Source organism: Burkholderia sp. BCC1988 (genome assembly GCF_905339895.1).
Taxonomy (GTDB): Bacteria; Pseudomonadota; Gammaproteobacteria; order Burkholderiales; family Burkholderiaceae; genus Burkholderia.
Map to the genome: position 1 here is coordinate 98,494 of NZ_CAJPHA010000021.1, position 21,256 is coordinate 119,749.

A 21,256-nucleotide genomic window follows, 5' to 3' on the forward strand; every position below is an offset into this window, starting at 1 on the left:
AATGAATCCGGCTTTCCTCATTACCGCACTGCTGTGGCTGTCGGTGGCGGGGCTCGCGTTCGCGGTCGCGAAGCGCTCGTCCTACTGGCGTCTCGGGCGCGCGACGGCGCCCGGCTCGTTCGGGATCGCGAACCTGTTCGCGATCCCGAAGCGCTACTTCGTCGACCTGCACCATGTGGTCGCCCGCGATCCGTACATCGCGAAGACCCACGTCGCGACCGCCGGCGGCGCGATCGCCGCGCTCGCGCTGGTGTTCGTCAACTACGGCCTCGCGATCTACTCGCCGTGGCTCGACAAGCTGATCTTCCTCGCGGCGCTCGCGATGCTCGTCGGCGTGGTGTTCGTCTGGCGCCGCCGCGCGGCGAAGGACGTGCCGGCGCGCCTGTCGCGCGGCCCGTGGAACGCGCTGCCCTGGCTGCTCGGCTCGTTCGCGCTCGGCCTCGTGCTGTTCATGGTCGTGCCGACCGGCGCGATGTCGGGTGCGTTCGCGGTGCTCTGCGCGCTGCTGATCGGCGCCGGCGCCTTCACGATGACCGTCGGCGCCGCGAAGGGCGGCCCGATGAAGCACGCGATCGCCGGCCTGCTGCACCTCGCGTTCCACCCGCGCCAGGAGCGTTTCGCGGCCACCCGTGAATCGTTCACGGGCAACGGCACGGCCACGCCGCCGACCGCGCTGAAGCTGCCGGACATCGAGCACGAGGAGTATGGCGTCGCGAAGCCGGTCGAATTTCGCTGGAACCAGCTGCTGAGCTTCGATGCGTGCGTGCAGTGCGGCAAGTGCGAAGCCGCGTGCCCCGCGTTCGCATCGGGCCAGCCGCTGAACCCGAAGAAACTGATCCAGGATCTCGTCGTCGGGATGGCGGGCGGCACCGATGCCGCATACGCCGGCAGCCCGACGCCGGGCCTCGCGGTCGGCCAGCATCGCGGCGAGCCGAACGGCCCGATCGTGTCGGGCCTGATCGAGGAGCAGACGCTGTGGTCGTGCACCACCTGCCGCGCATGCGTGCAGGAGTGCCCGATGCTGATCGAGCACGTCGACGCGATCGTCGACATGCGCCGCAACCGCACGCTGGTGCACGGCACGGTGCCGGGCAAGGGCCAGGAAGTGCTCGCGAACCTGCGCGAGACCGGCACGATGGGCGGCTACGACACGGCTGCGCGCTACGACTGGTCGGTCGACCTGAACGCGCCGGTCGCGCAACCGGGCAAGCCGGTCGACGTGCTCTTCGTCGCGGGTGAAGGCGCATTCGACATGCGTTACCAGCGCACGCTGCGCGCGTTCGTCAAGGTGCTGAACAAGGCGGGCGTCGACTACGCGGTGCTCGGCGGGACCGAGACCGACACCGGCGACGTCGCACGCCGCCTCGGCGACGAAGCGACGTTCCAGCAGATGGCGAAGCGCCTGATCGGCACGCTCGGCTCGCTGTCGTACAAGCAGATCGTGACGGCCGACCCGCACGTGATGCACAGCCTGCGCAACGAATACCGCGCGCTCGGGCTGCGCGTGACGGTCAAGCATCACACGACCTACCTCGCGGAGCTGGCCGACAGCGGCAAGATCGCGCCGAAGGCGGTCGAGTCGCTGCGCGAGAAGCGCACCACGTATCACGACCCGTGCTACCTCGGCCGCTACAACGGCGAGACGGAATCGCCGCGCAAGCTGCTGAAGACGATCGGCATCCAGGTCGTCGAGATGGAGCGCAACGGCATGCGCGGGCGCTGCTGCGGCGGTGGCGGCGGTGCGCCGCTGACCGACATCCCGGGCAAGCAGCGTATTCCCGACATCCGCATCGCCGACGCGCGCGCGATCGGCGCGGACGTGGTCGCGGTCGGTTGCCCGAACTGCACGGCGATGCTCGAAGGCGTCGTGGGCCCGCGCCCCGACGTGCTCGACGTAGCCGAACTCGTTGCCGCCTCGCTGGAGTGAATCGATGAACACGATCAAACGAATCGATCCGCGCCGGCCGTTCATCATCACGGCCGCGGGCCTGAAGCGCATCACGCTCGGCGAGGAAGGCAGCGCCGACGCGAGCGCCGCGCAGTGGTCCGCGCACGGCCACGGCGCCGCAGCCGCGAAGCCGCGCCGCGCGGTGCAGGACCCGAAGCACGTGATGCTGGTGGTGGCGCACGCCGAGCGCGGCGCGCTCGACGACCATGCGCGGCAGGCGATCGCCGCCGCCGCGGTGCTCGCCGACGCGCAGACCGAAGTCGCGTTGCTGGCATTCGGCGAACTGAAGGATGACGCCGCCGAACTCGGCGTCGACAAGCTGATCGAGCTGGCCGACTTCGACCGTCGCGCGTTTGCGCCCGAAAGCGAATTGCAAGCCTTGCAGGCATGCGCCGCGGCGCTCGCGCCGAAGCACGTGTTCGTGCCCGACAACGCGACCGGCGACGGCGATCTCGGCCGGCGTTACGCGGCGGCCGCCGGCGCGAGCGTCGCGACCCACGTGGTCGAGATCGACGCGAAGCATGTCGGCGCGTATGCGCAGGCCGGCCGCGCATTCGCGACGCGCGGGCTGCCCGACGTGATCCTGCTCGCGCAGAACGCGGTCGAGGCGAAACTGCCGTTCGTCGGCGCCGGCGAGCGCCTGGCCGCCGACTTCATCCGCCCGGCCGGCGACGCGGCGCAGCCGTACCGCGATCTCGGCCTCGAGGAAATCGACGCGGCGCAGGTCGCGCTGGAGGAAGCCGACTTCATCGTGTCGGCCGGCAACGGCGTGTCCGACATCGGCGCGTTCGAGCAACTGGCCGGCGCGTTCGGCGCGGCGATCGGCGCGAGCCGCGTCGCGGTCGACAACGGTCACTTCACGCGCGACAAGCAGGTGGGCGCGACCGGCAAGACGGTCGAGGCGAGCGTGTACATCGCGTTCGGCATCTCGGGCGCGGTTCAGCACTTGCAGGGGATCAAGGACTGCCGTCACGTGATCGCGGTGAACCTCGACGGCAGCGCGCCGATCGCGAAGCGCGCGAACCTGACGGTGGTGGGCGACGCGCAGGCGACGATCGCCGCGCTGATCGAACAGGTGCAGGCCGCGCGCGCGTCGCGCGGACAATCGCCGGCCGCGGTCGGCTCGCGTGAAACCGAAGGAGTCGCAGCATGAACGCCCCCCGCCAGTTGCAACGCATCGCGGTGCTCGTGTCCGTCGGCCGGCACCCCGTCAGCGGCACCGCGCGCTACAGCCGCAACGACGCGGCCGCGCTCGAGGTCGGCCGCCAGCTCGCGGAGCGGCATCGCGCGCAGCTCGACGTGATCCATGCGGGCGATCCCGCGAATGAAGCGCTTGCTGAATATCTCGCGCTCGGCGCGCGGCAGGTCGAGGTGCTGGCCTGCCACGACGGCGACGACGCCGCGCATGCGCTTGCCGCGCGCGTCGAAGGCTACGACCTCGTGCTGACCGGCACGCGCGCCGAGGGCGCGTACGACACCGGGATGCTGCCGTATCGCGTCGCCGCGGCGCTCGGCTATCCGCTCGTCGGCTCGGCCGTCGACGTGACGGTCGACGGCGGCCGCGCGGCGGTCCGGCAATTCTTGCCGAAAGGGCTGCGGCGGCGCGTCGACGCGGCGCTGCCGGCCGTCGTCGCGGTCCATCCGCTCGCCAACGTGGCGCCGCGCTACGCGTATGCGCGGCTGCGCGCCGGCGCGATCCGCCCGGCACTCACGTCGACCGGCGCGGACGCCGATGCGGCGGCCTGGAAGGTCGGCCCGATCGAGCGTAAACCCGTAAAGCTGGTCGCCGCCGAGAAGCGCTCGGGGCATGCCCGGATGCTGTCCGCGACCACGACCGAAAGCCGCGGCGGCAACGTCGTAAATGAAGGGAGTTCAGTCGAAAAAGCACAAGTGATCCTCGCGTATTTGCGCGAGCATCAGCTCATCGACTACTGATTTTGATGCCTGTCGGCAACCACACTGGGACGCAAGGAATCCGGAGCAAACGATGAAAGTATCGGCAGACATTCGTGCACTGATCGAGCGACGCAAGGAAGGTTACAGCCTCGAGGCGCCGTTCTACACGAGCGAGGACATCTTCGCCCTCGACATGGAGGCGATTTTCCGCCAGCACTGGATCCAGGTCGCGGTCGAACCGGACATTCCCGAGCCGGGCGACTACGTGACCGTGGAACTGGGCAGCGACTCGATCCTGATCGTGCGCGACGACGACATGGAAATCCGCGCGTTCCACAACGTGTGCCGCCACCGCGGCGCGCGCCTGTGCAACGAGGATAAGGGCTCGGTCGGCAACATCGTGTGCCCGTACCACAGCTGGACCTACAACCTGACCGGCCAGCTGATGTTCGCCGAGCACATGGGCGAGAAGTTCGACCGCTGCAAGCACAGCCTGAAGTCGGTGCACGTGCAGAACCTCGCGGGCCTGATCTTCATCTGCCTCGCCGAGGAGCCGCCGGTCGATTTCGCGCAGCTGCGCGCCCAGATGGAGCCGTATCTGCTGCCGCACGATCTGCCGAACACGAAGATCGCCGCGCAGATCGACATCATCGAGGAAGGCAACTGGAAGCTCACGATGGAGAACAACCGCGAGTGCTATCACTGCGTCGCGAACCATCCCGAGCTGACGATCTCGCTGTACGAATACGGCTTCGGCTACCAGCGCTCCGACGCGAACGCCGAAGGCATGGACGCGTTCGCTGAAACCTGCGTGCGCCGCGGCAAGGAGTGGGCCGAGATGGGCCTGCCGTCCGCCGAAATCGAAAAGCTGCTCGACGTGACGGGCTTCCGCACGCAGCGCCTGCCGCTCGACCGCCACGGCGAATCGCAGACGCTCGACGCGAAGGTCGCATCGAAGAAACTGCTCGGCCAGTTCGACCAGGCGGACCTCGGCGGCCTGTCGTTCTGGACGCAGCCGAACTCGTGGCATCACTTCATGAGCGATCACATCGTGACGTTCTCGGTGATTCCGCTGTCGGCCGGCAAGACGCTCGTGCGCACCAAGTGGCTCGTCCACAAGGATGCGAAGGAAGGCATCGACTACGACGTGAAGAACCTGACGGCCGTGTGGAACGCGACCAACGACCAGGATCGCGCGCTCGTCGAATTCTCGCAGCGCGGCGCGACCAGCAGCGCATACGAGCCGGGCCCGTATTCGCCGTACACGGAAGGTCTCGTCGAAAAATTCTCGGCCTGGTACATCGGCCGGCTCGCCGAAAAAATCGGCGCGTAGTACAGCAGACAGCAAGTGGAGCTACACATGATGCGAGATTCGGCCAATTTCGAGCCGGTGGACAGCCGGGTGACGCACCCGGCGTTCTGGAGCGCGCTGCCCGAGCGCTGGACGAGCGACGTCGAGGAAACGCTGGTGTGCTGCCACGTGCGTCAGGAAACCCACGACGTGAAGAGTTTCTTCTTCCGTTCGCCGCAAGGCCGTGCGTTTTCCTTCGAGCCGGGGCAGTTCATCACGCTCGAACTCGACATCGACGGCGAGACGATCAACCGGTGCTACACGATCTCGTCGTCGCCCGCGCGGCCGCACACGATCTCGATCACGGTGAAGCGCGTGCCGGGCGGCAAGGTGTCGAACTGGCTGCACGACAACCTGCAGCCGGGCGCGTCGGTTCGCGTGCTCGGCCCGGCCGGCGAATTCACGTGCGCGCGGCATCCGGCGCGCAAGTACCTGTTCCTGTCGGCCGGTTCGGGCGTCACGCCGCTGATGTCGATGAGCCGCGCGCACCATGATCTCGCCGAGGATCGCGACATCCTGTTCGTGCACAGCGCGCGCACGCCGGACGACATCATCTTCGCGCGCGAGCTCGACCTGATCGCGTCGAACCATACGAACTTCCGCACGTCGTTCGTCGTCGAGCGCGTCGGTGCACGCACCAACTGGCCGGGCGTCACGGGCTTCCTGACGCTGCCGCTGCTGAAGCTGATCGCACCGGACTTCATGGAGCGCGAGATCTTCACGTGCGGCCCCGCGCCGTACATGAAGGCCGTGCGCGACCTGCTCGACGAAGCCGGCTTCGACCGCAAGCAGTATCACGAGGAAAGCTTCTCGTTCGAGACGCTCGCGCAGACCGCGAGCGACGACGTGATCGCCGAACTCGCGCCGGCGGCCAACGACGGCGACGTCGCGACGAAGCAGTACACGGTCAGCTTTGCGAAGAGCAATCGCGAGATTTCGTGCGGCTCGGAGCAGCACGTGCTCGACGCGGCGCGCCAGTCCGGCGTGCGGCTGCCGGCGTCGTGCACGCAGGGCATGTGCGGCACCTGCAAGGTGAAACTCGTGTCGGGGCAGGTCGAGATGAAGCACAACGGCGGCATCCGCCAGCGCGAGATCGATCAGGGGATGGTGCTGCTGTGCTGCAGCAAGCCGCTGTCGGATCTCGTGATCGACAAGTAGTCGTATCGAGCCATCGCCGGTCCGGGCGCGTCGCGTTGCGTCGCCTCCGGACAAGCATCCGTCGGAAAACAACGATACCGCGGATTTGTGGTTGAAGAACCTAGAGAGACAACGCGCACGGTGCGCATTTCAAGGAGATCGACCATGAAGTTGTTCGGAAAACTGCTGTGGACCGGCGCACTGTCGGCGATGGTGGCATTGAGCGCGTCGGCGCTCGCGGATACGAAGCCCACGCTGAAGATCGGTTACGTCGAAGGCTGGGACGACAGCGTGGCGACGTCGAACGTCGCGGCACGCGTGATCGAGAAGAAGCTCGGTTACCAGGTCCAGCTCGTGCCGGTGGCTGCCGGGATCATGTGGCAGGGCGTGGCGCGCGGCGACCTCGATGCGACGCTGTCCGCATGGCTGCCCGTCACGCACGGCTCCTACTGGGGCGAATACAAGTCGAAGGTCGTCGATCTCGGTGCGAACTTCCCCGACGCGAAGATCGGCCTGATCGTCCCCGACTACGTGAAGGCGAAGAGCATTGAAGATCTGAATGCCGAGAAAAGCAGCTTCGGCGGCCGGATCGTCGGCATCGATGCGGGTGCGGGCGTGATGCGCAAGACCGACGAAGCGATCAAGAGCTACGGCCTCAGCTACACGCTGATGCCGAGTTCGGGCAGCGCGATGACGGCCGAGCTGTCGCGCTCCGTCGGCGCGAACAAGCCGGTGATCGTGACCGGCTGGGCGCCGCACTGGATGTTCGCGAAGTGGAAGCTGCGCTTCCTCGAGGATCCGAAGAAGGTGTTCGGCGGCGCGGAGCACGTCGACAGCGTCGCGAACCCGCAGCTCGAAACGAAGGCCAAGCCGGTCGTTGCGTTCCTGAAGAAGTTCCAGTGGAAGCCGGGCGAGATCGACAGCGTGATGCTCGCGATCCAGAACGGTTCGAAGCCGGAAGCGGCCGCCGATGCATGGATTGCCGCGCATGCTGACCGCGTGAATTCGTGGACTGAAGGCGCGCAGTAAGCCGCGGCGATTCGTCGCGCGAATCATCATAAATAAATACGCCGGGAATGGCACGCAGGAATCCGAAACAATCGTGAATTCATGCGGCCATATCCCGGCTTTCTTTTACTGATTCTGCAAAAAAGCCCATAAGTTGTTACACTACGGCCCTTGTGCGGAGTCATCACAGGAGGAATTGGATGAGTCAGGCAGGACTGCGTGCTAATCGCACCAGTGACGTTGAGGCAACCATCTCACATGATTCGACGGGCCACACGCTGCAGCGTGGCCTGACTTGGAAAGATGCATTCTGGGTAACGAGCGGCGTGCCGGCAGGCGTGCTGTTCACGATCGGCGGCGTATGCGCGACGATCGGCCAGCCCGCGTGGGCGATCTGGATCGCCGCGATCACGATGGGGCTGATTCAAAGCGCGACTTATGCGGAAATATCGGGACTATTTCCCCATAAATCGGGCGGCGCGTCGGTATACGGCGCGATCGGCTGGGTCCGTTACAGCAAGCTGATTGCCCCGGTTTCCGTGTGGTGCAACTGGCTCGCGTGGTCGCCGATGCTCGCGCTCGGCTGCGGCCTCGCGGCGAGCTATGCGCTCACGAGTCTCTTTCCCGCCGACGCGGCGGTGCTGCACTGGCAGTTCAAGGTTGCGGATCTCGGGTTCATCAAGTCCGGTCTTTCACTGCGGATCAACGCGACGTTCATCATCGCGACGATTCTGCTTCTCATCACGTTCAAGCTTCAGCACAGCGGCGCATCGAAAGCTGCGCGTACGCAGCGCATTCTCGGCATCGCGTCGCTCACGCCGCTGCTGATCGTCGGCATCGTGCCGTTCGTCACCGGCGACGTGCCGATGTCGAACCTGCTTCCGCTGCTGCCGCTCGGTCATGACGCTCAAGGCAACCTCACGACCGCGACCTTCGGTTCGTGGAACGGGCAGGGCGTGACGATGGCGCTCGGCGCGATGTTCATGGCCGGCTGGGCGTCGTACGGCTTCGAAACGGCGGTCTGCTACACGCGCGAATTCCGCGATCCGCGTCGCGACACCGCGAAGGCGATCTTCTGGTCGGGCGCGCTGTGCCTCGTCGTGATGACGCTCGTGCCGATGGCGTTCCAGGGCGCGCTCGGCACGCAGGCGATGCTCGACCCGGCGATCGGCGACGGCACCGGCGTCGCGGCCGCGATGGCGAAGATCGTCGGTGGCGGTGCATGGGTCGCGAACGCGGTCGTCGTGATGCTGATGCTGTCGATCCTGCTGATCGTGATGACGTCGATGATGGGCTCGTCGCGCACGCTGTACCAGGCATCGGTCGACGGCTGGCTGCCGAAGTACCTGTCGCACGTGAACGAGCACGGCTCGCCCACGCGCGCGATGTGGACCGATCTCGGCTTCAACCTCGTGTTGCTGATGATGTCGGACTACATGACGGTGCTGGCGATCTCGAACGTCTGCTACATGCTGTTCGTATTCCTGAATCTCCAGTCGGGCTGGATCCACCGGATGGACCGCGGCAACTGGGATCGGCCGTTCCGCTGCCCGACCTGGCTGCTCGTCGCCGGCTCGGTTTGCGGCTACGCGAACCTCGTCTATGTCGGTGCGGGTGCGAACCTGCAGGGCGAAGGCACGCTGCGCAACGGGCTGATCGCGATGCTGCTGATCGTGCCGGTGTTTCTCTATCGTCACTACTGGCAGGATCGCGGCCGTTTCCCCGCGCAGATGCAGCGCGACATGGAACTCGAAGTGCCGAAGCGCGCGATGTGGCTGAACCTGATGCCGTATGCGGCGCTGGTCGGTGCAGCGCTGACGATCTGGCTGTCGTACTACTTCGCGTGGGTCAAGTAAGCATCTGAACGCGGCACGCGCGTCGCGCGACGAACCCGGACACCGCACCCGGGGCCGTTGCGCGACGCGTCGAACGTAACGCGATAAAAAACCCGACCGGCAGGTGCTGCCGGTCGGGTTTTTTGTTGGCTGTGCGCCGAACGGATGCGCTTACGGAAACACCACCGTCCGGTCGCCGTTCAGGAACACGCGCCGCTCGATGAACGCCTTCACCGCGCGCGCGAGCGTGATGCACTCGACGTCGCGGCCCACCGCGAGCAATTGCTCGGGACGCAGCGCATGATCGACGCGTTCGACCACCTGCTCGATGATCGGGCCTTCGTCGAGATCGTCGGTCACGAAGTGCGCGGTCGCGCCGATCAGTTTCACGCCGCGCGCATGCGCCTGGTGATACGGCTTCGCGCCCTTGAAGCCGGGCAGGAACGAGTGATGGATGTTGATCGCGCGGTTCGCGAGCTTCGCGCTGGTTTCCTGCGACAGCACCTGCATGTAGCGCGCGAGGATCACGAGTTCGGCGCCGCTCGACTCGAAGAAGTCGAGCCACTGCGCTTCCTGCTGCGCCTTGGTGTCGGCCGTGATCGGGAAGTGGCGGAACGGCAGCCCGTGCTGCGTGGCGAGCGGTTCGAAGTCCGGATGGTTCGACACGATGCCGACGATGTCCATCTTCAGTTCGCCCATCCGCCAGCGGAACAACAGGTCCGCGAGGCAGTGCTCGAGCTTCGACACCATGATCAGCACCTTTGGGCGCGCGTTCACGTCGTGGATCGCCCATTGCGTGTCGCCGTCACCGCCGCCGCCGAGCGCGGTCGCGATCGGACCGAACTCCTGGCGCAGCGCGTCGATCTGCAGCGTCTCATCCGTCGGATGAAACACGCAGCGCACGAAGAAATGGTTGCTGAGATCGTCGTCGAACACGTTCAGCGCATCGACGTAGCAGCGATGGCGCTCGAGAAAGCCGACGACGGCGGCGACCTGGCCGGCCGCGCTCGGGCACGACAGCGTCAGGACGAATTGATCGGGGCGTGAGTCGGCGGTCATGAGATTCCTCGGATGTCAGGGAACGCAACGCGCGCGGCGGCGCGACGGGGCGCCACGCTACGCAGGTAGCGGGAGGCTCAAGTAAATCAGGACGATTTGGGCGCGGATAGAACCAACCCGCCGTGTGGCTGGTATCGGCGCGCCAGCGCGGCGGGGCGGTGGCGAGGCTCGAGGCGGCGGTTTTGGGGACGCTGGGCGGTGTGTCGGGCGGGGCGGGCGCGGCTGGTCCAGCGAGCGTCAGGCGGTGCAGCCGTAGCCGGTCCAGCGAGCGTCAGGCGGTGCAGCCGTAGCCGGTCCGGCGAGCGTCAGGCGGCGCAGTCGTAGCGGCTGCAGCGGGCGTCAGGCGGTGCACATACAGCCGCTCCATCGGACGTCAAGCGGGCAGGCGCAGCCAGTCCAGCGCGCGTCAGATGGGACAGCCGCAGCCGCTCCAGCAAGCGTCAGGCAGCGCTCCGCCGGCCAGCCGCCCGCTCAAGCCGGCGCGCACGCGTCCAGCAGCCAGCGCCGGAACACATGTGTCGCGTCCGGCTCGGGCCGCTGCGGCGGCCGCACGAGAAAGTAGCCGCGCGACGTGACGACGGGTGCGTCGACGAGCTTCACGAGCTGCCCGGATGCGACGAGCTCGTCGACGAGCGGCGACCAGCCGAGCGCAACGCCGTCGCCGAGCAGCGCCGCGTGGATCACCAGCGCATAGCTGTTGAAGGTCACGCCGCGCGCGGCGGCCGGCGCGTCGAGGCCGTGCGCGTCGAACCAGCCGGCCCACGACAGCCAGCGTTCGGGGCGCGTCGCCTGCACGTGCAGCAGCGGCAGCGCCTGCAGGTGCTCGGGCCGCGCGACGTGCTGATGCGCGTCGCGAAATGCCGGCGAGCAGACGGGCGTGACCGATTCGGGAAAGAGCCGCGCGGCCGTGCACGACGGCCAGTGGCCGTCGCCGAACAGAACCGCGATGTCGGCGTGGTCGCGCTGCGCGTCGTAATCCTGCGAGGTGACGACCCGCACGTCGACGTCCGGCATCACACGCTTCAGGCCCGCGAGGCGCGGCATCAGCCAGTAGGTCGCGAAACCGAAATCCGTGACGATCGTGAGCGCGCCGTGCTCGCGGCGCGCGCGCAGCGTCGCGGTGGCGCCGCGCAGCGTGTCGAGGCTCAGCCGCACGGCTTCGTACAGGCACTGGCCGTCGCTCGTCAGCGTGACGCCGCGCGGGCTGCGCTCGAACAGCGGCACGCCGAGTTCCGCTTCGAGCTGGAACACCTGCTGGCTCACGGCCGGTTGCGTCGAGCCGAGCTCGCGCGCGGCGGCCGTGAAGCTCTGGAGACGGGCGGCCGATTCGAACGCGCGCAGCGCCTGCATCGACGGTAACGGTTCGGATTTCGACATAAGTCTCTCTAATGGCCTCATAAGGGCCGGACGCCTTCCCGCGCGAATTCGGGCGGGGGATAGTGCTTCGGACGGCACGGCGCCGCGCCAAGCCTTCCGCGATTCTAGCCAGTCGCGGCCGGTGCGCGCGGCACTTTCTTCAGGCTGCGTCCGTCATGCCGACCGTGTCGCCGCCCGAGCGTCGCGCCGCTCCATTCGAACACCGATTTCCCCAAGACCGCCGATGACGAACCCGACTCCCAACATCCTGATCCTGATGGCCGACCAGCTGACGCCGTTCGCGTTGCCGGCCTACGGCAACCGCGTCGCGCGCACGCCGACGCTCGACCGGCTCGCGGCGCAAGGCGTGGTGTTCGACGCCGCGTATTGCGCGAGCCCGCTGTGCGCGCCGTCGCGCTTCTCGCTGCTGACCGGCAAGCTGCCGTCGGGTATCGGCGCCTACGATAACGCCGCCGAATTGCCGGCGCAAACGCTGACTTTCGCGCACTACCTGCGCGCGGGCGGCTACCGGACGATGCTGTCCGGCAAGATGCATTTCTGCGGACCCGATCAGCTGCACGGCTTCGAGGAACGGCTCACGACCGACATCTATCCGGCCGACTTCGGCTGGGTGCCCGACTGGGACCGCCCGACCGAGCGGCCGAGCTGGTATCACAACATGAGTTCGGTGCTCGAGGCCGGCCCGTGCGTGCGCACGAACCAGCTCGATTTCGACGACGAGGTCACGTTCGCGGCGAAGCAGAAGCTGTACGACGTCGCGCGCGAGCGCGCGGCCGGTCATGACGCGCGGCCGTTCTGCATGGTCGTGTCGCTCACGCATCCGCACGATCCGTACGCGATCACGCGCGAATACTGGGATCTGTACCGCGACGACGAGATCGACATGCCGGCCGTGCGGCTCGATGCGCAGCAGAGCGATCCGCATTCGCAGCGGCTGCGCTTCGTCTGCGAAAACGACCGCACGCCGCCGACCGACGCGCAGATCCGCGCCGCGCGCCGCGCATACTACGGCGCGACGTCCTATGTCGACGCGCAGTTCGGCAGCGTGCTGGCCGCGCTCGAGCAATGCGGCTTCGCCGACGACACGATCGTGATCGTCACGTCCGACCACGGCGACATGCTCGGCGAGCGTGGGCTCTGGTACAAGATGACGTTCTTCGAAGGTGGCTGCCGCGTGCCGCTGATCGTCCACGCGCCGGGCCGCTTCGGTGCCGCGCGCGTGCGCGGGCCGGTGTCGCACGTCGATTTGCTGCCGACGCTCGTCGACCTCGCCGGCGCGGCGCCGGCCGGCGGCTGGCCGGACCCGGTCGACGGCGCGAGCCTCGTGCCGCATCTGCAAGGCGCGCCCGCGCACGACGTCGCGCTGGGCGAATACCTCGCGGAAGGGGCGGTTGCGCCGGTCGTGATGATCCGCCGCGGCGACTGGAAATACGTGCATTGCCCGGCCGATCCCGACCAGCTCTACAACCTCGCCGACGATCCGCGCGAGCGCACGAACCTGGCCGGTCTGCCGGAAGCCGCCGGCGTGCTCGCCGCATTCCGCGAGGAGGCCGCGCGCCGCTGGAACCTGCCGGAACTCGACGCGCAGGTGCGCGCGAGCCAGCGGCGGCGCCGCTTCCATTACGCGGCGACGACGCAGGGCCGCATCCAGGCGTGGGACTGGCAACCGTTCACCGACGCGAGCCAGCGCTACATGCGCAATCACATCGAACTCGACACGCTCGAAGCGATGGCGCGCTTTCCGCGCGTCGGGCGCTGAACGAGCCGCAGCGGACATTGACGAACGACGGAGGAAGCGAATCATGAAACGGCAATGCAATGCAGCAATCCGGATCCTGGGCACCGCGCTCGCCGCGGCCGCGTGCGTGGTGGCGATGCAGCAGCCCGCGCGCGCCGCCGACCCGCAGACGTGCCGCGACGTGAAGATGGCGGCGCCCGGCTGGACCGACATCGACGCGACGAACGCGATGGCCGGTGTCGTGCTGAAGGCGCTCGGCTATCGACAGGACGTCGCGAACCTGTCGGTGCCGATCACTTACCAGGGCTTGAAGAAAGGGCAGGTCGACGTGTTCCTCGGCAACTGGATGCCCGCGCAGGCGCCGCTCGTGAAGCCGTTCGTCGACGAAAAGTCGATCGACGTGCTGCACGCGAACCTGAACGGCGCGAAGTTCACGCTGGCCGTGCCCGACTACGTCGCGGCGGCCGGCGTGCACACGTTCGCCGATCTCGCGCGCTACGCGGACCGCTTCGGCGACAAGATCTACGGGATCGAGCCCGGCGCGCCCGCGAACCAGAACATCAAGCGGATGCTGTCCGACCATGCGCTCGGCGCGGCGAACTGGTCGCTCGTCGAATCGAGCGAGACAGGGATGCTCACGCAGGTCGAGCGCGCGGTGCGCGACAAGCGCTGGATCGTCTTTCTCGCGTGGGAGCCGCACCTGATGAACACGAAGTTCAACCTGACCTACCTGTCGGGCGGCGACGCGTATTTCGGCCCGAACTACGGCGGCGCGACGGTCAACACGGTCACGCGCGCGGGCTTTGCCGGCCAGTGCGCGAACCTCGCGCGGCTGTTCAGGCAGATGACGTTCTCCGTCGACGTCGAGAATCGGATGATCGCCGACATGCTCGACCACAAGACGTCGCCCGCGCTCGCCGCGCAGCATGCGCTGAAGGCCGATCCAGCGCTCGTCGAAGCGTGGCTCGACGGCGTCACCACGGCGGCCGGCGCCCCCGCGTTGCCGGCCGTGCGCGCGGCCCTCGACGCCCGCTGACCGCCTCCGGGCGGCCGGTTTTTCGCCGCGCCGCCCGCCTCCGTGTTTTCCCGAACGGTCGCATCGAGACCATTTGGTGTCGCCTTCAGACGGGTGACCTGAAATATGGGTTTGTATTTTTCGCCAATGGCTGCGTTATTGCGGAAAACGAAATGCCGAAGCCAGCGGACGTACCGAATTCGAATCAGCCGGCGTATTGCTGTGCGCGCCAGGCCCCGGTTCTTTCCATCGAAGGGTTCAGGGAGGGTGGTCGACAATGAAGCAAAAGAAAGTTGCCGTAGCAGCCGCGCTGGCATGCGCGGCCTGTATTCCCGCCATCGGCCACGCGCAGAGCAGCGTGACGCTGTACGGGATTCTCGACGCGGGCATCACGTACGTGAACAACACGGGCGGTTCGCACGTGGTCAAGTTCGATGACGGCGTGTCGTACGGGAACCGCTTCGGCCTGAAAGGCACGGAAGATCTCGGCGGCGGCCTGAAGGCCGTGTTCGCGCTCGAGAGCGGTTTCCACCTCGGCAACGGGCAGCTCGGCTTCGGCGGGGCGGAGTTCGGGCGGCAGGCTTATGTCGGTCTCCAGAACGATTGGGGCACGCTGTCGTTCGGCAACCAGCTCGACATCACCAACGAACTCGTGTCGATCTACAACATCTCGGCATGGGGCAGCGGCTACGCGATCCACCAGGGCGACTTCGACCGCTTCAACGGCGACCGCCTGCCGAACTCGGTGAAGTTCCTGTCGAACGACCTGAACGGCGTCAAGTTCGGCGCGATGTATTCGTTCGGCAACGTCGCCGGCAACTTCCACCGCAACAGCGCATGGAGCGCGGGCGCGAGCTACACGAAGGGCGACTTCTCGATCGGCGCCGCGTACACGCGCCTGAACAACCCGAACGGCATCTACGCGTTCGACCCGTACGCGATGATCGGCACGCACACGTTCCTCGGCCAGCAGACCGTCACCGTCGATCCGGCGACCGGCGCGCGCACCGACCTGTTCGCGAACACCGCGATGGACGTCGACAGCCAAGGCACGTTCGGCGTCGGCACGAGCTACACGATCGGCAAGCTGACGCTCGACGCGAACTTCTCGTACACGACGATCAAGGGTTTCGGCCAGTCGTCGCACATGCAGGTGTATGAAGGCGGCGGCTTGTACCAGTTCACGCCGGCGCTCAGCCTGATCGCGGGCTACCAGCACACGCGCTTCGAAGGCCACCACTGGAACCAGGGCACGGCCGGCCTGCACTACCTGCTGTCCAAGCGCACCGACGTGTACATCTCCGGCGATTATCTGCGCGCGTCGCAGGGCGTCGATGCGGTGGTCGGCTACAGCTTCACGCCGTCGACGACGCAGACGCAGGCCGACGTGCGAATCGGGATGCGGCATTCGTTCTGAGCGGGGTGAGGTAGTTTTTTCGACTCTTCAGCGAGGTCTCTCTTTGGCGCGAACCGTGGTTCGCGCTTTTTTTTTGTTCAGCGCGGAATGCCGGGGAACGCGGCGGGCACGTCCCCGAACCGCCGGGGCCGCGGGCCGGCAGGGTTTTCATCAGGACAGCCGGGGCGCCGCACGATCCATCATGGAGAAAGCACTGTCGCAGCCAACCGCCGGAGGACGCACCGTGACTTCCGATCCCACTCCCACGACCGCCTTCGTGTTCGCCGGTGGCGGCAGTCTCGGCGCGATCGAGGTCGGCATGCTCCGCGAGCTGGTGGCGAGCGGCGAACGGGCCGATTGCGTCGTCGGCGCGTCGGCGGGCGCGATCAATGCCGCCTATTTCGCCGGCCGGCCGGATGCCGATGGCGTCGCGATGCTCGCCGCGCTGTGGTGCAGGATCCGCCGCCAGGACGTCATGCCGTTTTCAATGCGCAGCCTCTTCGCGATGCTGCTGCGCAACCGGCCGCATCTGGTCGAGGCCGATGCGCTGCGCGTGCTGCTGGAAACGAACCTGCCGTACCGGCGGATCGAACAGGCCGCGTTGCCGCTCCACATCGTCGCGACCGACGTGCTGAGCGGCGCGGAGGTCGTGCTGTCCGCCGGTCCGGTCGTGGATGCCGTGCAAGCCAGCGCGGCGATTCCCGGCGTGTTTCCGTCGGTTCGCATCGGCGACGTGGAGCTCGTCGACGGCGGCGTCGCGAACAATACGCCGATCTCGGTTGCGATCGCGCTCGGCGCCAGGCGGATCGTCGTGCTGCCGGCCGGGTTCGCCTGTGCGTTGCGCGTACCGCCGCGCAGCGCGATCGCGCACGCGACGCACGCGCTGACGCTCGTGATCGCGCGGCAACTGGTGCGCGATCTGGAGCTGTACGCGGCACGCGCGCAAATCCATGTCGTGCCGCCGCTCTGTCCGCTGGAAGTGTCGTCATACGATTACTCGCAGTGCGCGCAACTGATCGACAGGGCCGCGGAACGCACGCGCGCATGGATCGATGCGGGCGGGCTCGCGCAGTGCGCGATTCCCGGCCAGCTGCGCGAGCACGATCACGCCGCGGCGCTGTCGCATTGAAGGTTGCCCGCGCCGCGTACAAACTCATGAACGCAGAACGCAGAACGCAGAACGCAGAACGCAGAACGCAGAACGCCGGCCCTCTCTACCCGGAAATCGGCTAAAGACATTTTTGCGCGATGCGGCGCGGTTCGGCATTGCATTGTGCCGCGCGGTGCGTGCCATGGCGGCCGAATCGGCATCGGCATCCGATAGCCATCCGGCAAGGTTTCGGCGGTTGAAGCTATCATCGCGCTTTGGCCGCATCGCGTATCGGCGATCGCCGGCCTTCCCTCCATGACGTCTCGCCGATGACCACCCCGTTACCCGAATCCACTTCGCCGTCGCCGTTACCCGCCAACCTGTTCCGCCACGCACCGTTCCAGCGCTTCTGGGGCACGCGCGTGATGTCGTCGCTCGCTTTCCAGATCCTGTCGGTCGCGATCGGCTGGTACGTCTATGCGCTCACGCACAGCGCGTTCGCGCTCGGGCTCGTCGGGCTTGCGCAGTTCGTGCCGATGTTCGCGCTGACGCTCGTCGTCGGGCAGGTGGCCGACCGCTACGACCGCCGGCGCATCGCGACGATCTGCCAGGGCGTCGAGGCGCTGGCCGCCGGCGTATTCCTGTTCGGCGCGGCGCAAGGCGGGCTCACCGCCCCGGGCGTGTATGCGCTGGCCGCGATCGTCGGCACCGCGCGTGCGTTCGAATCGCCGTCGGTGTCGTCGCTGCTGCCGGCCGTCGTGCCGCGCGGCGACCTGCCGCGCGCGACCGCGCTGTCGACGTCCGCGAACCAGGCCGCGCAGATTCTCGGGCCCGCGTTCGGCGGGGTGCTGTATGGCGTCGGCGCGCCCGCGGCGTTCGGCACGAGCGTCGTGGCGTTCGCGATCGCGGCCATCCTGAGCGGCACGATTCCGCTGCGCAGTGCGCCGCCGGCGCGCGAACCGGTCACGCTGCGGTCGGTGTTTTCCGGCATCGCGTTCATCCGGCGCGAACCGGCGATCCTCGGCGCGCTGTCGCTCGACCTGTTCGCGGTGCTGTTTGGCGGCGCGACCGCGCTGCTGCCGATCTACGCGCGCGACATCCTGCAGGTCGGGCCGTGGGGGCTCGGCGCGTTGCGCGCGGCGCCGGCGGTCGGCGCGCTCGCGGGCACGCTGTGGCTCACGCGCTTTCCGCTGAAAGGGCGGCCGGGCCGCGCGATGTTCGGCGGCGTGATCGCGTTCGGCATCGCGACGATCGTGTTCGGGCTGTCGCGCAATTTCGTGGTGTCGCTCGTCGCGCTGGCGGCGCTCGGCGCATCGGACGTGGTGAGCGTCGTCGTGCGCCTGTCGCTCGTGCAGCTGCGCACGCCCGACGACATGCTCGGCCGCGTGAGCGCGGTCAACTCGCTGTTCATCGGTACGTCGAACCAGCTCGGCGAATTCGAATCCGGCGTGACGGCTGCGTGGTGGGGTGCGCCGGTGGCGATCGTCGTCGGCGGCGCGGCGACGATCGCCGTCGCGCTGACATGGATGCGGTTGTTCCCGACCTTGCGGAACATGACGTCGCTGGAACGCGATCATTGAGTCGACGCCAGCGGGGCGATGCGTTTACCGTTCACGGGAAACCGGCCTCATGCGTCGCAATTCATTTCAAATTGCTTTCTTATTTCAATCGAATTCCAAACGGCATTCGGGTCGGATAATCGTCTGAATAATCAATCCGGTGCTGTCGTTTCTCGCGATGCGGGGTACCGGAGCTGAAAGCGGTGCTGGCATCATCGAGCCCACCGCGGTGGGAATCCGAAAAGAGGCTGATACTTCAGTGCCTTGCTGCACAAGGCTCCCAGCCCCAAAATTGTCAGACTGAATATCCCGATCAATTACAAAAGCCATTCATATAATTACATAAAACTTTCCGTAATTTTTCGAAACATCGTGCTTTCGTATGATGAAGCGGGTATCAATTGAAACGAAAAGAAATATCTGGAATGATACCGATTCTCATTTTCATGACCGCGGCGACGACTGCGCTGCCGGTCACTCGTCAACCGTAGCCAGCTAGTGTCGCCGTCGGTCTGATCGTCGGCGGCCAGCGAGCCAGCGTATCCGTGCCTCGTGCGCGCGTCGCCGCGCGTCCACGCGGGGCGGTTTCAAATTCCGACTGGATTTTCATGCCGAACAAGACCCCGTTCGCGAGTGCGCTCGCGCTGGCCTTTGCTTTGCCTATCGCTTCGCCTGCATTCGCGCAGGGCACGAGCGCCGAATCGGCGCCGGCCGTCACCGCGAAACCGGGCAGTGCGACGCCGGCCGCGAGCGACACGCTGCCGACGGTCAACGTGGCGGGGCAGGCCGTGCATCAGGACTTCCAGGCCGAGCGTTCGACCGTCGGCGCGAAAACCCCCACCGCGCTGCGCGACATTCCGCAGTCGGTCACGGTGATCAACAAGGCGCTGCTGGAATCGCAGGGGCTCACGTCGTTCCAGGACGCGCTGCGCAATGCGCCGGGCATCACGATCGGCGGCGCGGAAGGCGGGCAGATCGGCAACAACATCAACCTGCGCGGCTTCACCGCGCAGAACGACATCTATCTCGACGGCTTCCGCGACCGTAACCAGTACTACCGCGACACGTTCGATCTCGATTCGGTCGAGGTGCTGTACGGCCCGTCGTCGATGCTGTTCGGGCGCGGCTCGACGGGCGGCGTGATCAACCAGGTGTCGAAGAAGGCGAACCTGAAGCCGTCCGCGGAAGTGTCGACGACGCTCGGCACCGACGATCACTACCGCGCGAGCGTCGACCTGAACCGGCCGCTCGGCGAGACCTCGGCGTTCCGCATCAACGCGTTCGGCCAGTCGCTCGGCTCGACGCGCGACGTGATGAAGAACAAGGACTACGGAATCGCGCCGGAGCTGCGCTTCGGCATCGGCACGCCGACGGAGATCACGCTGTCCGCGCTGATCCAGCACAACTACGACATGCCGGACTACGGCGTGCTCGCGGTCGACGGCCACCCGGCGCCGGTGTCGAAGCACACGTTCTACGGCCTCACCGACGACCGCACGATCCAGGACGTGCAGACGGTGTCCGCGCGCATCGATCATCGCGTCAACGACGCGCTGACGATCAGCAACCGCACGTCGTTCTCGCACTCGATGACCGACGCGCGCGAGACGGCGGCGAACGCGGTACTGACCGGGCCGCTCGCGTCGAGCACCGCGCTGACCAACGGCAACTACACGTCGTTGCCGATGTCCGCGCTGTACGTGAAGCTTGCGAGTCACGATCGCGTGATCGAAAACCATTCGGTCGACAACGACACGATGGCGCATTTCAAGTTCGACACCGGCTTCGGGAAGCACGACCTGATCGCGGGCGTCGAGGTCGGGCACGACAGCTACACGAACCAGGCGTATACGCGCAGCGGCCTGCCGATCCTGTCGCTGATCGATCCGGCCTATCTGTCGTCGAGCGCGTCCAACGCGACGCAGACGCCGGCCAACCACGCTGAATCGGGCGCGACGACGCTCGCCGCGTACATGAACGACACGGTATCGATCGGCCGCGACTGGAAGTTCGTCGGCGGGCTGCGCTGGGATCGCTTCCAGGCGCATCTCGCGAACACGGTGAGCGCGCCGGGCTACGCGTCGCAGACCAACTATTTCACGAGCGTGCGGGCCGGCGTGATCTACCAGCCGACCGAATCGCAGTCGTACTACTTCTCGTACGGCACGTCGTTCAACCCGTCGCTCGAGACGCTGACGGTCACGAACAACACGCAGAACCTGTCGCCGGAACACACGAAGTCGTACGAGGTCGGCGCCAAGTGGGATCTGCTGAACGACAACCTGTCGGTCACGTCGGCGCTGTTCCAGCAGGAGAAGAGCAACGCGCGCACGCTGACGTCGACGGGTGAATACCTGCTCGAGGGCGACATTCGCGTGCGTGGCTTCCAGGCGAGCGTGACGGGCCACATCACGCCGAAGTGGCAGGTGTTCGGCAGCTATACGTACATGAACGGCGTGATCCTGAGCGCGCTCGACGGCACCCAGGGCAAGACGCTCGCGAATACGCCACGCAACACGTTCACGCTGTGGACCACGTATGCGTTCACGCCGCACTGGGAAATCGGTGGCGGCCCGACCTACATGTCGGGTCGCTACGCGGCGAACACGAACTACGTGCAGGTGGGCGGCTATACGCGCTGGGATGCAACGGCCGCATATCACGCGAAGCAGTGGGACCTGCGCCTGAACCTGCTGAACCTGACCGACAAGTTCTATTACGATGCGCTGATCCAGTCGGACGGCGGCCGCGCGGTGCCGGGCGTCGGACGCACGTTCCTCGCGACGCTCGACTACCGGTTCTGACCGCACGCGTGCGATCGCCGCGTCATTCGATGAAAAAGGTGGA

The 21,256-nt window shown here is 66.8% G+C and carries 15 protein-coding genes; 13 read left to right on the forward strand and 2 right to left on the reverse strand.

Going from position 1 to position 21,256, the window contains the following annotated elements:
* The first annotated feature begins 1 nt into the window (after position 1).
* The 7 genes from U4012_RS27090 to U4012_RS27120 all read left to right on the forward strand — a co-directional run bounded on the left by U4012_RS27090 (position 2) and on the right by U4012_RS27120 (position 9,196).
* Positions 2–1,927 carry a (Fe-S)-binding protein gene (locus U4012_RS27090; protein WP_124921341.1) on the forward strand — a complete coding sequence of 642 codons (1,926 nt, stop codon included), beginning with the start codon at positions 2–4 and terminating at the stop codon, positions 1,925–1,927.
* A 4-nt stretch (positions 1,928–1,931) separates the two neighbouring features.
* Positions 1,932–3,101: an electron transfer flavoprotein subunit alpha/FixB family protein gene (locus U4012_RS27095; RefSeq protein ID WP_124521487.1), complete on the forward strand. Its 1,170-nt coding sequence runs from the start codon at positions 1,932–1,934 to the stop codon at positions 3,099–3,101.
* Positions 3,098–3,883, forward strand: a complete 786-nt coding sequence (locus U4012_RS27100; RefSeq protein ID WP_044844358.1) for an electron transfer flavoprotein subunit beta/FixA family protein — start codon at positions 3,098–3,100, stop codon at positions 3,881–3,883. The genes U4012_RS27095 and U4012_RS27100 overlap by 4 nt, the downstream gene beginning before the upstream one ends.
* 52 nt (positions 3,884–3,935) lie before the next feature.
* Positions 3,936–5,177, forward strand: coding sequence for an aromatic ring-hydroxylating oxygenase subunit alpha (locus U4012_RS27105; protein WP_044844357.1), 1,242 nt, complete (start codon positions 3,936–3,938; stop codon positions 5,175–5,177).
* Positions 5,178–5,204: 27 nt separating this feature from the next.
* Positions 5,205–6,353, forward strand: a complete 1,149-nt coding sequence (locus U4012_RS27110; protein WP_321802251.1) for a hybrid-cluster NAD(P)-dependent oxidoreductase — start codon at positions 5,205–5,207, stop codon at positions 6,351–6,353.
* A gap of 144 nt (positions 6,354–6,497) precedes the next feature.
* A complete protein-coding gene (locus U4012_RS27115; protein WP_044844355.1) occupies positions 6,498–7,361 on the forward strand; it encodes a glycine betaine ABC transporter substrate-binding protein in 864 nt (287 codons plus the stop codon).
* Positions 7,362–7,540: 179 nt separating this feature from the next.
* Positions 7,541–9,196 carry an APC family permease gene (locus U4012_RS27120; protein WP_321802252.1) on the forward strand — a complete coding sequence of 552 codons (1,656 nt, stop codon included), beginning with the start codon at positions 7,541–7,543 and terminating at the stop codon, positions 9,194–9,196.
* Positions 9,197–9,346: 150 nt separating this feature from the next.
* On the opposite strand, the gene purU is transcribed toward U4012_RS27120, so the two are convergent.
* Entirely contained in the window at positions 9,347–10,234 is an 888-nt protein-coding gene (purU, locus tag U4012_RS27125; RefSeq protein WP_124485154.1) for a formyltetrahydrofolate deformylase, read from the reverse strand.
* Between the two features lie 471 nt (positions 10,235–10,705).
* Positions 10,706–11,632 carry a choline sulfate utilization transcriptional regulator gene (locus U4012_RS27130; RefSeq protein ID WP_321802253.1) on the reverse strand — a complete coding sequence of 309 codons (927 nt, stop codon included), beginning with the start codon at positions 11,630–11,632 and terminating at the stop codon, positions 10,706–10,708.
* 202 nt (positions 11,633–11,834) lie between these two features.
* Between U4012_RS27130 and betC the strand changes: the two genes are divergently transcribed.
* The 6 genes from betC to U4012_RS27160 all read left to right on the forward strand — a co-directional run bounded on the left by betC (position 11,835) and on the right by U4012_RS27160 (position 21,213).
* The gene (gene betC, locus U4012_RS27135; protein ID WP_124485156.1) at positions 11,835–13,370 is read left to right on the forward strand and encodes a choline-sulfatase; all 1,536 of its coding nucleotides are present in this window, start codon (positions 11,835–11,837) and stop codon (positions 13,368–13,370) included.
* A 43-nt stretch (positions 13,371–13,413) separates the two neighbouring features.
* The gene (choX, locus tag U4012_RS27140; protein WP_321802254.1) at positions 13,414–14,385 is read left to right on the forward strand and encodes a choline ABC transporter substrate-binding protein; all 972 of its coding nucleotides are present in this window, start codon (positions 13,414–13,416) and stop codon (positions 14,383–14,385) included.
* 256 nt (positions 14,386–14,641) lie between these two features.
* Complete coding sequence (locus U4012_RS27145; protein ID WP_044844349.1) at positions 14,642–15,781, forward strand: porin; 1,140 nt, start codon at positions 14,642–14,644, stop codon at positions 15,779–15,781.
* Positions 15,782–16,004: 223 nt separating this feature from the next.
* Positions 16,005–16,889 (forward strand): patatin-like phospholipase family protein, encoded by an 885-nt coding sequence (locus tag U4012_RS27150; protein WP_044844446.1) that lies wholly within the window; start codon positions 16,005–16,007, stop codon positions 16,887–16,889.
* A gap of 290 nt (positions 16,890–17,179) precedes the next feature.
* Positions 17,180–18,430, forward strand: a complete 1,251-nt coding sequence (locus tag U4012_RS27155) for an MFS transporter (RefSeq protein ID WP_321802255.1) — start codon at positions 17,180–17,182, stop codon at positions 18,428–18,430.
* Between the two features lie 587 nt (positions 18,431–19,017).
* Positions 19,018–21,213 carry a TonB-dependent siderophore receptor gene (locus U4012_RS27160; protein ID WP_321802256.1) on the forward strand — a complete coding sequence of 732 codons (2,196 nt, stop codon included), beginning with the start codon at positions 19,018–19,020 and terminating at the stop codon, positions 21,211–21,213.
* Positions 21,214–21,256: the final 43 nt, after the last annotated feature.

Coding starts and splice junctions, on each gene's coding strand:
- U4012_RS27090 (WP_124921341.1), top strand. CDS start 2: ATGAATCCGGCTTTCCTCATTACCGCACTGCTGTGGCTGTCGGTGGCG.
- U4012_RS27095 (WP_124521487.1), top strand. CDS start 1,932: ATGAACACGATCAAACGAATCGATCCGCGCCGGCCGTTCATCATCACG.
- U4012_RS27100 (WP_044844358.1), top strand. CDS start 3,098: ATGAACGCCCCCCGCCAGTTGCAACGCATCGCGGTGCTCGTGTCCGTC.
- U4012_RS27105 (WP_044844357.1), top strand. CDS start 3,936: ATGAAAGTATCGGCAGACATTCGTGCACTGATCGAGCGACGCAAGGAA.
- U4012_RS27110 (WP_321802251.1), top strand. CDS start 5,205: ATGATGCGAGATTCGGCCAATTTCGAGCCGGTGGACAGCCGGGTGACG.
- U4012_RS27115 (WP_044844355.1), top strand. CDS start 6,498: ATGAAGTTGTTCGGAAAACTGCTGTGGACCGGCGCACTGTCGGCGATG.
- U4012_RS27120 (WP_321802252.1), top strand. CDS start 7,541: ATGAGTCAGGCAGGACTGCGTGCTAATCGCACCAGTGACGTTGAGGCA.
- purU (WP_124485154.1), bottom strand. CDS start 10,234: ATGACCGCCGACTCACGCCCCGATCAATTCGTCCTGACGCTGTCGTGC.
- U4012_RS27130 (WP_321802253.1), bottom strand. CDS start 11,632: ATGAGGCCATTAGAGAGACTTATGTCGAAATCCGAACCGTTACCGTCG.
- betC (WP_124485156.1), top strand. CDS start 11,835: ATGACGAACCCGACTCCCAACATCCTGATCCTGATGGCCGACCAGCTG.
- choX (WP_321802254.1), top strand. CDS start 13,414: ATGAAACGGCAATGCAATGCAGCAATCCGGATCCTGGGCACCGCGCTC.
- U4012_RS27145 (WP_044844349.1), top strand. CDS start 14,642: ATGAAGCAAAAGAAAGTTGCCGTAGCAGCCGCGCTGGCATGCGCGGCC.
- U4012_RS27155 (WP_321802255.1), top strand. CDS start 17,180: ATGACCACCCCGTTACCCGAATCCACTTCGCCGTCGCCGTTACCCGCC.
- U4012_RS27160 (WP_321802256.1), top strand. CDS start 19,018: ATGCCGAACAAGACCCCGTTCGCGAGTGCGCTCGCGCTGGCCTTTGCT.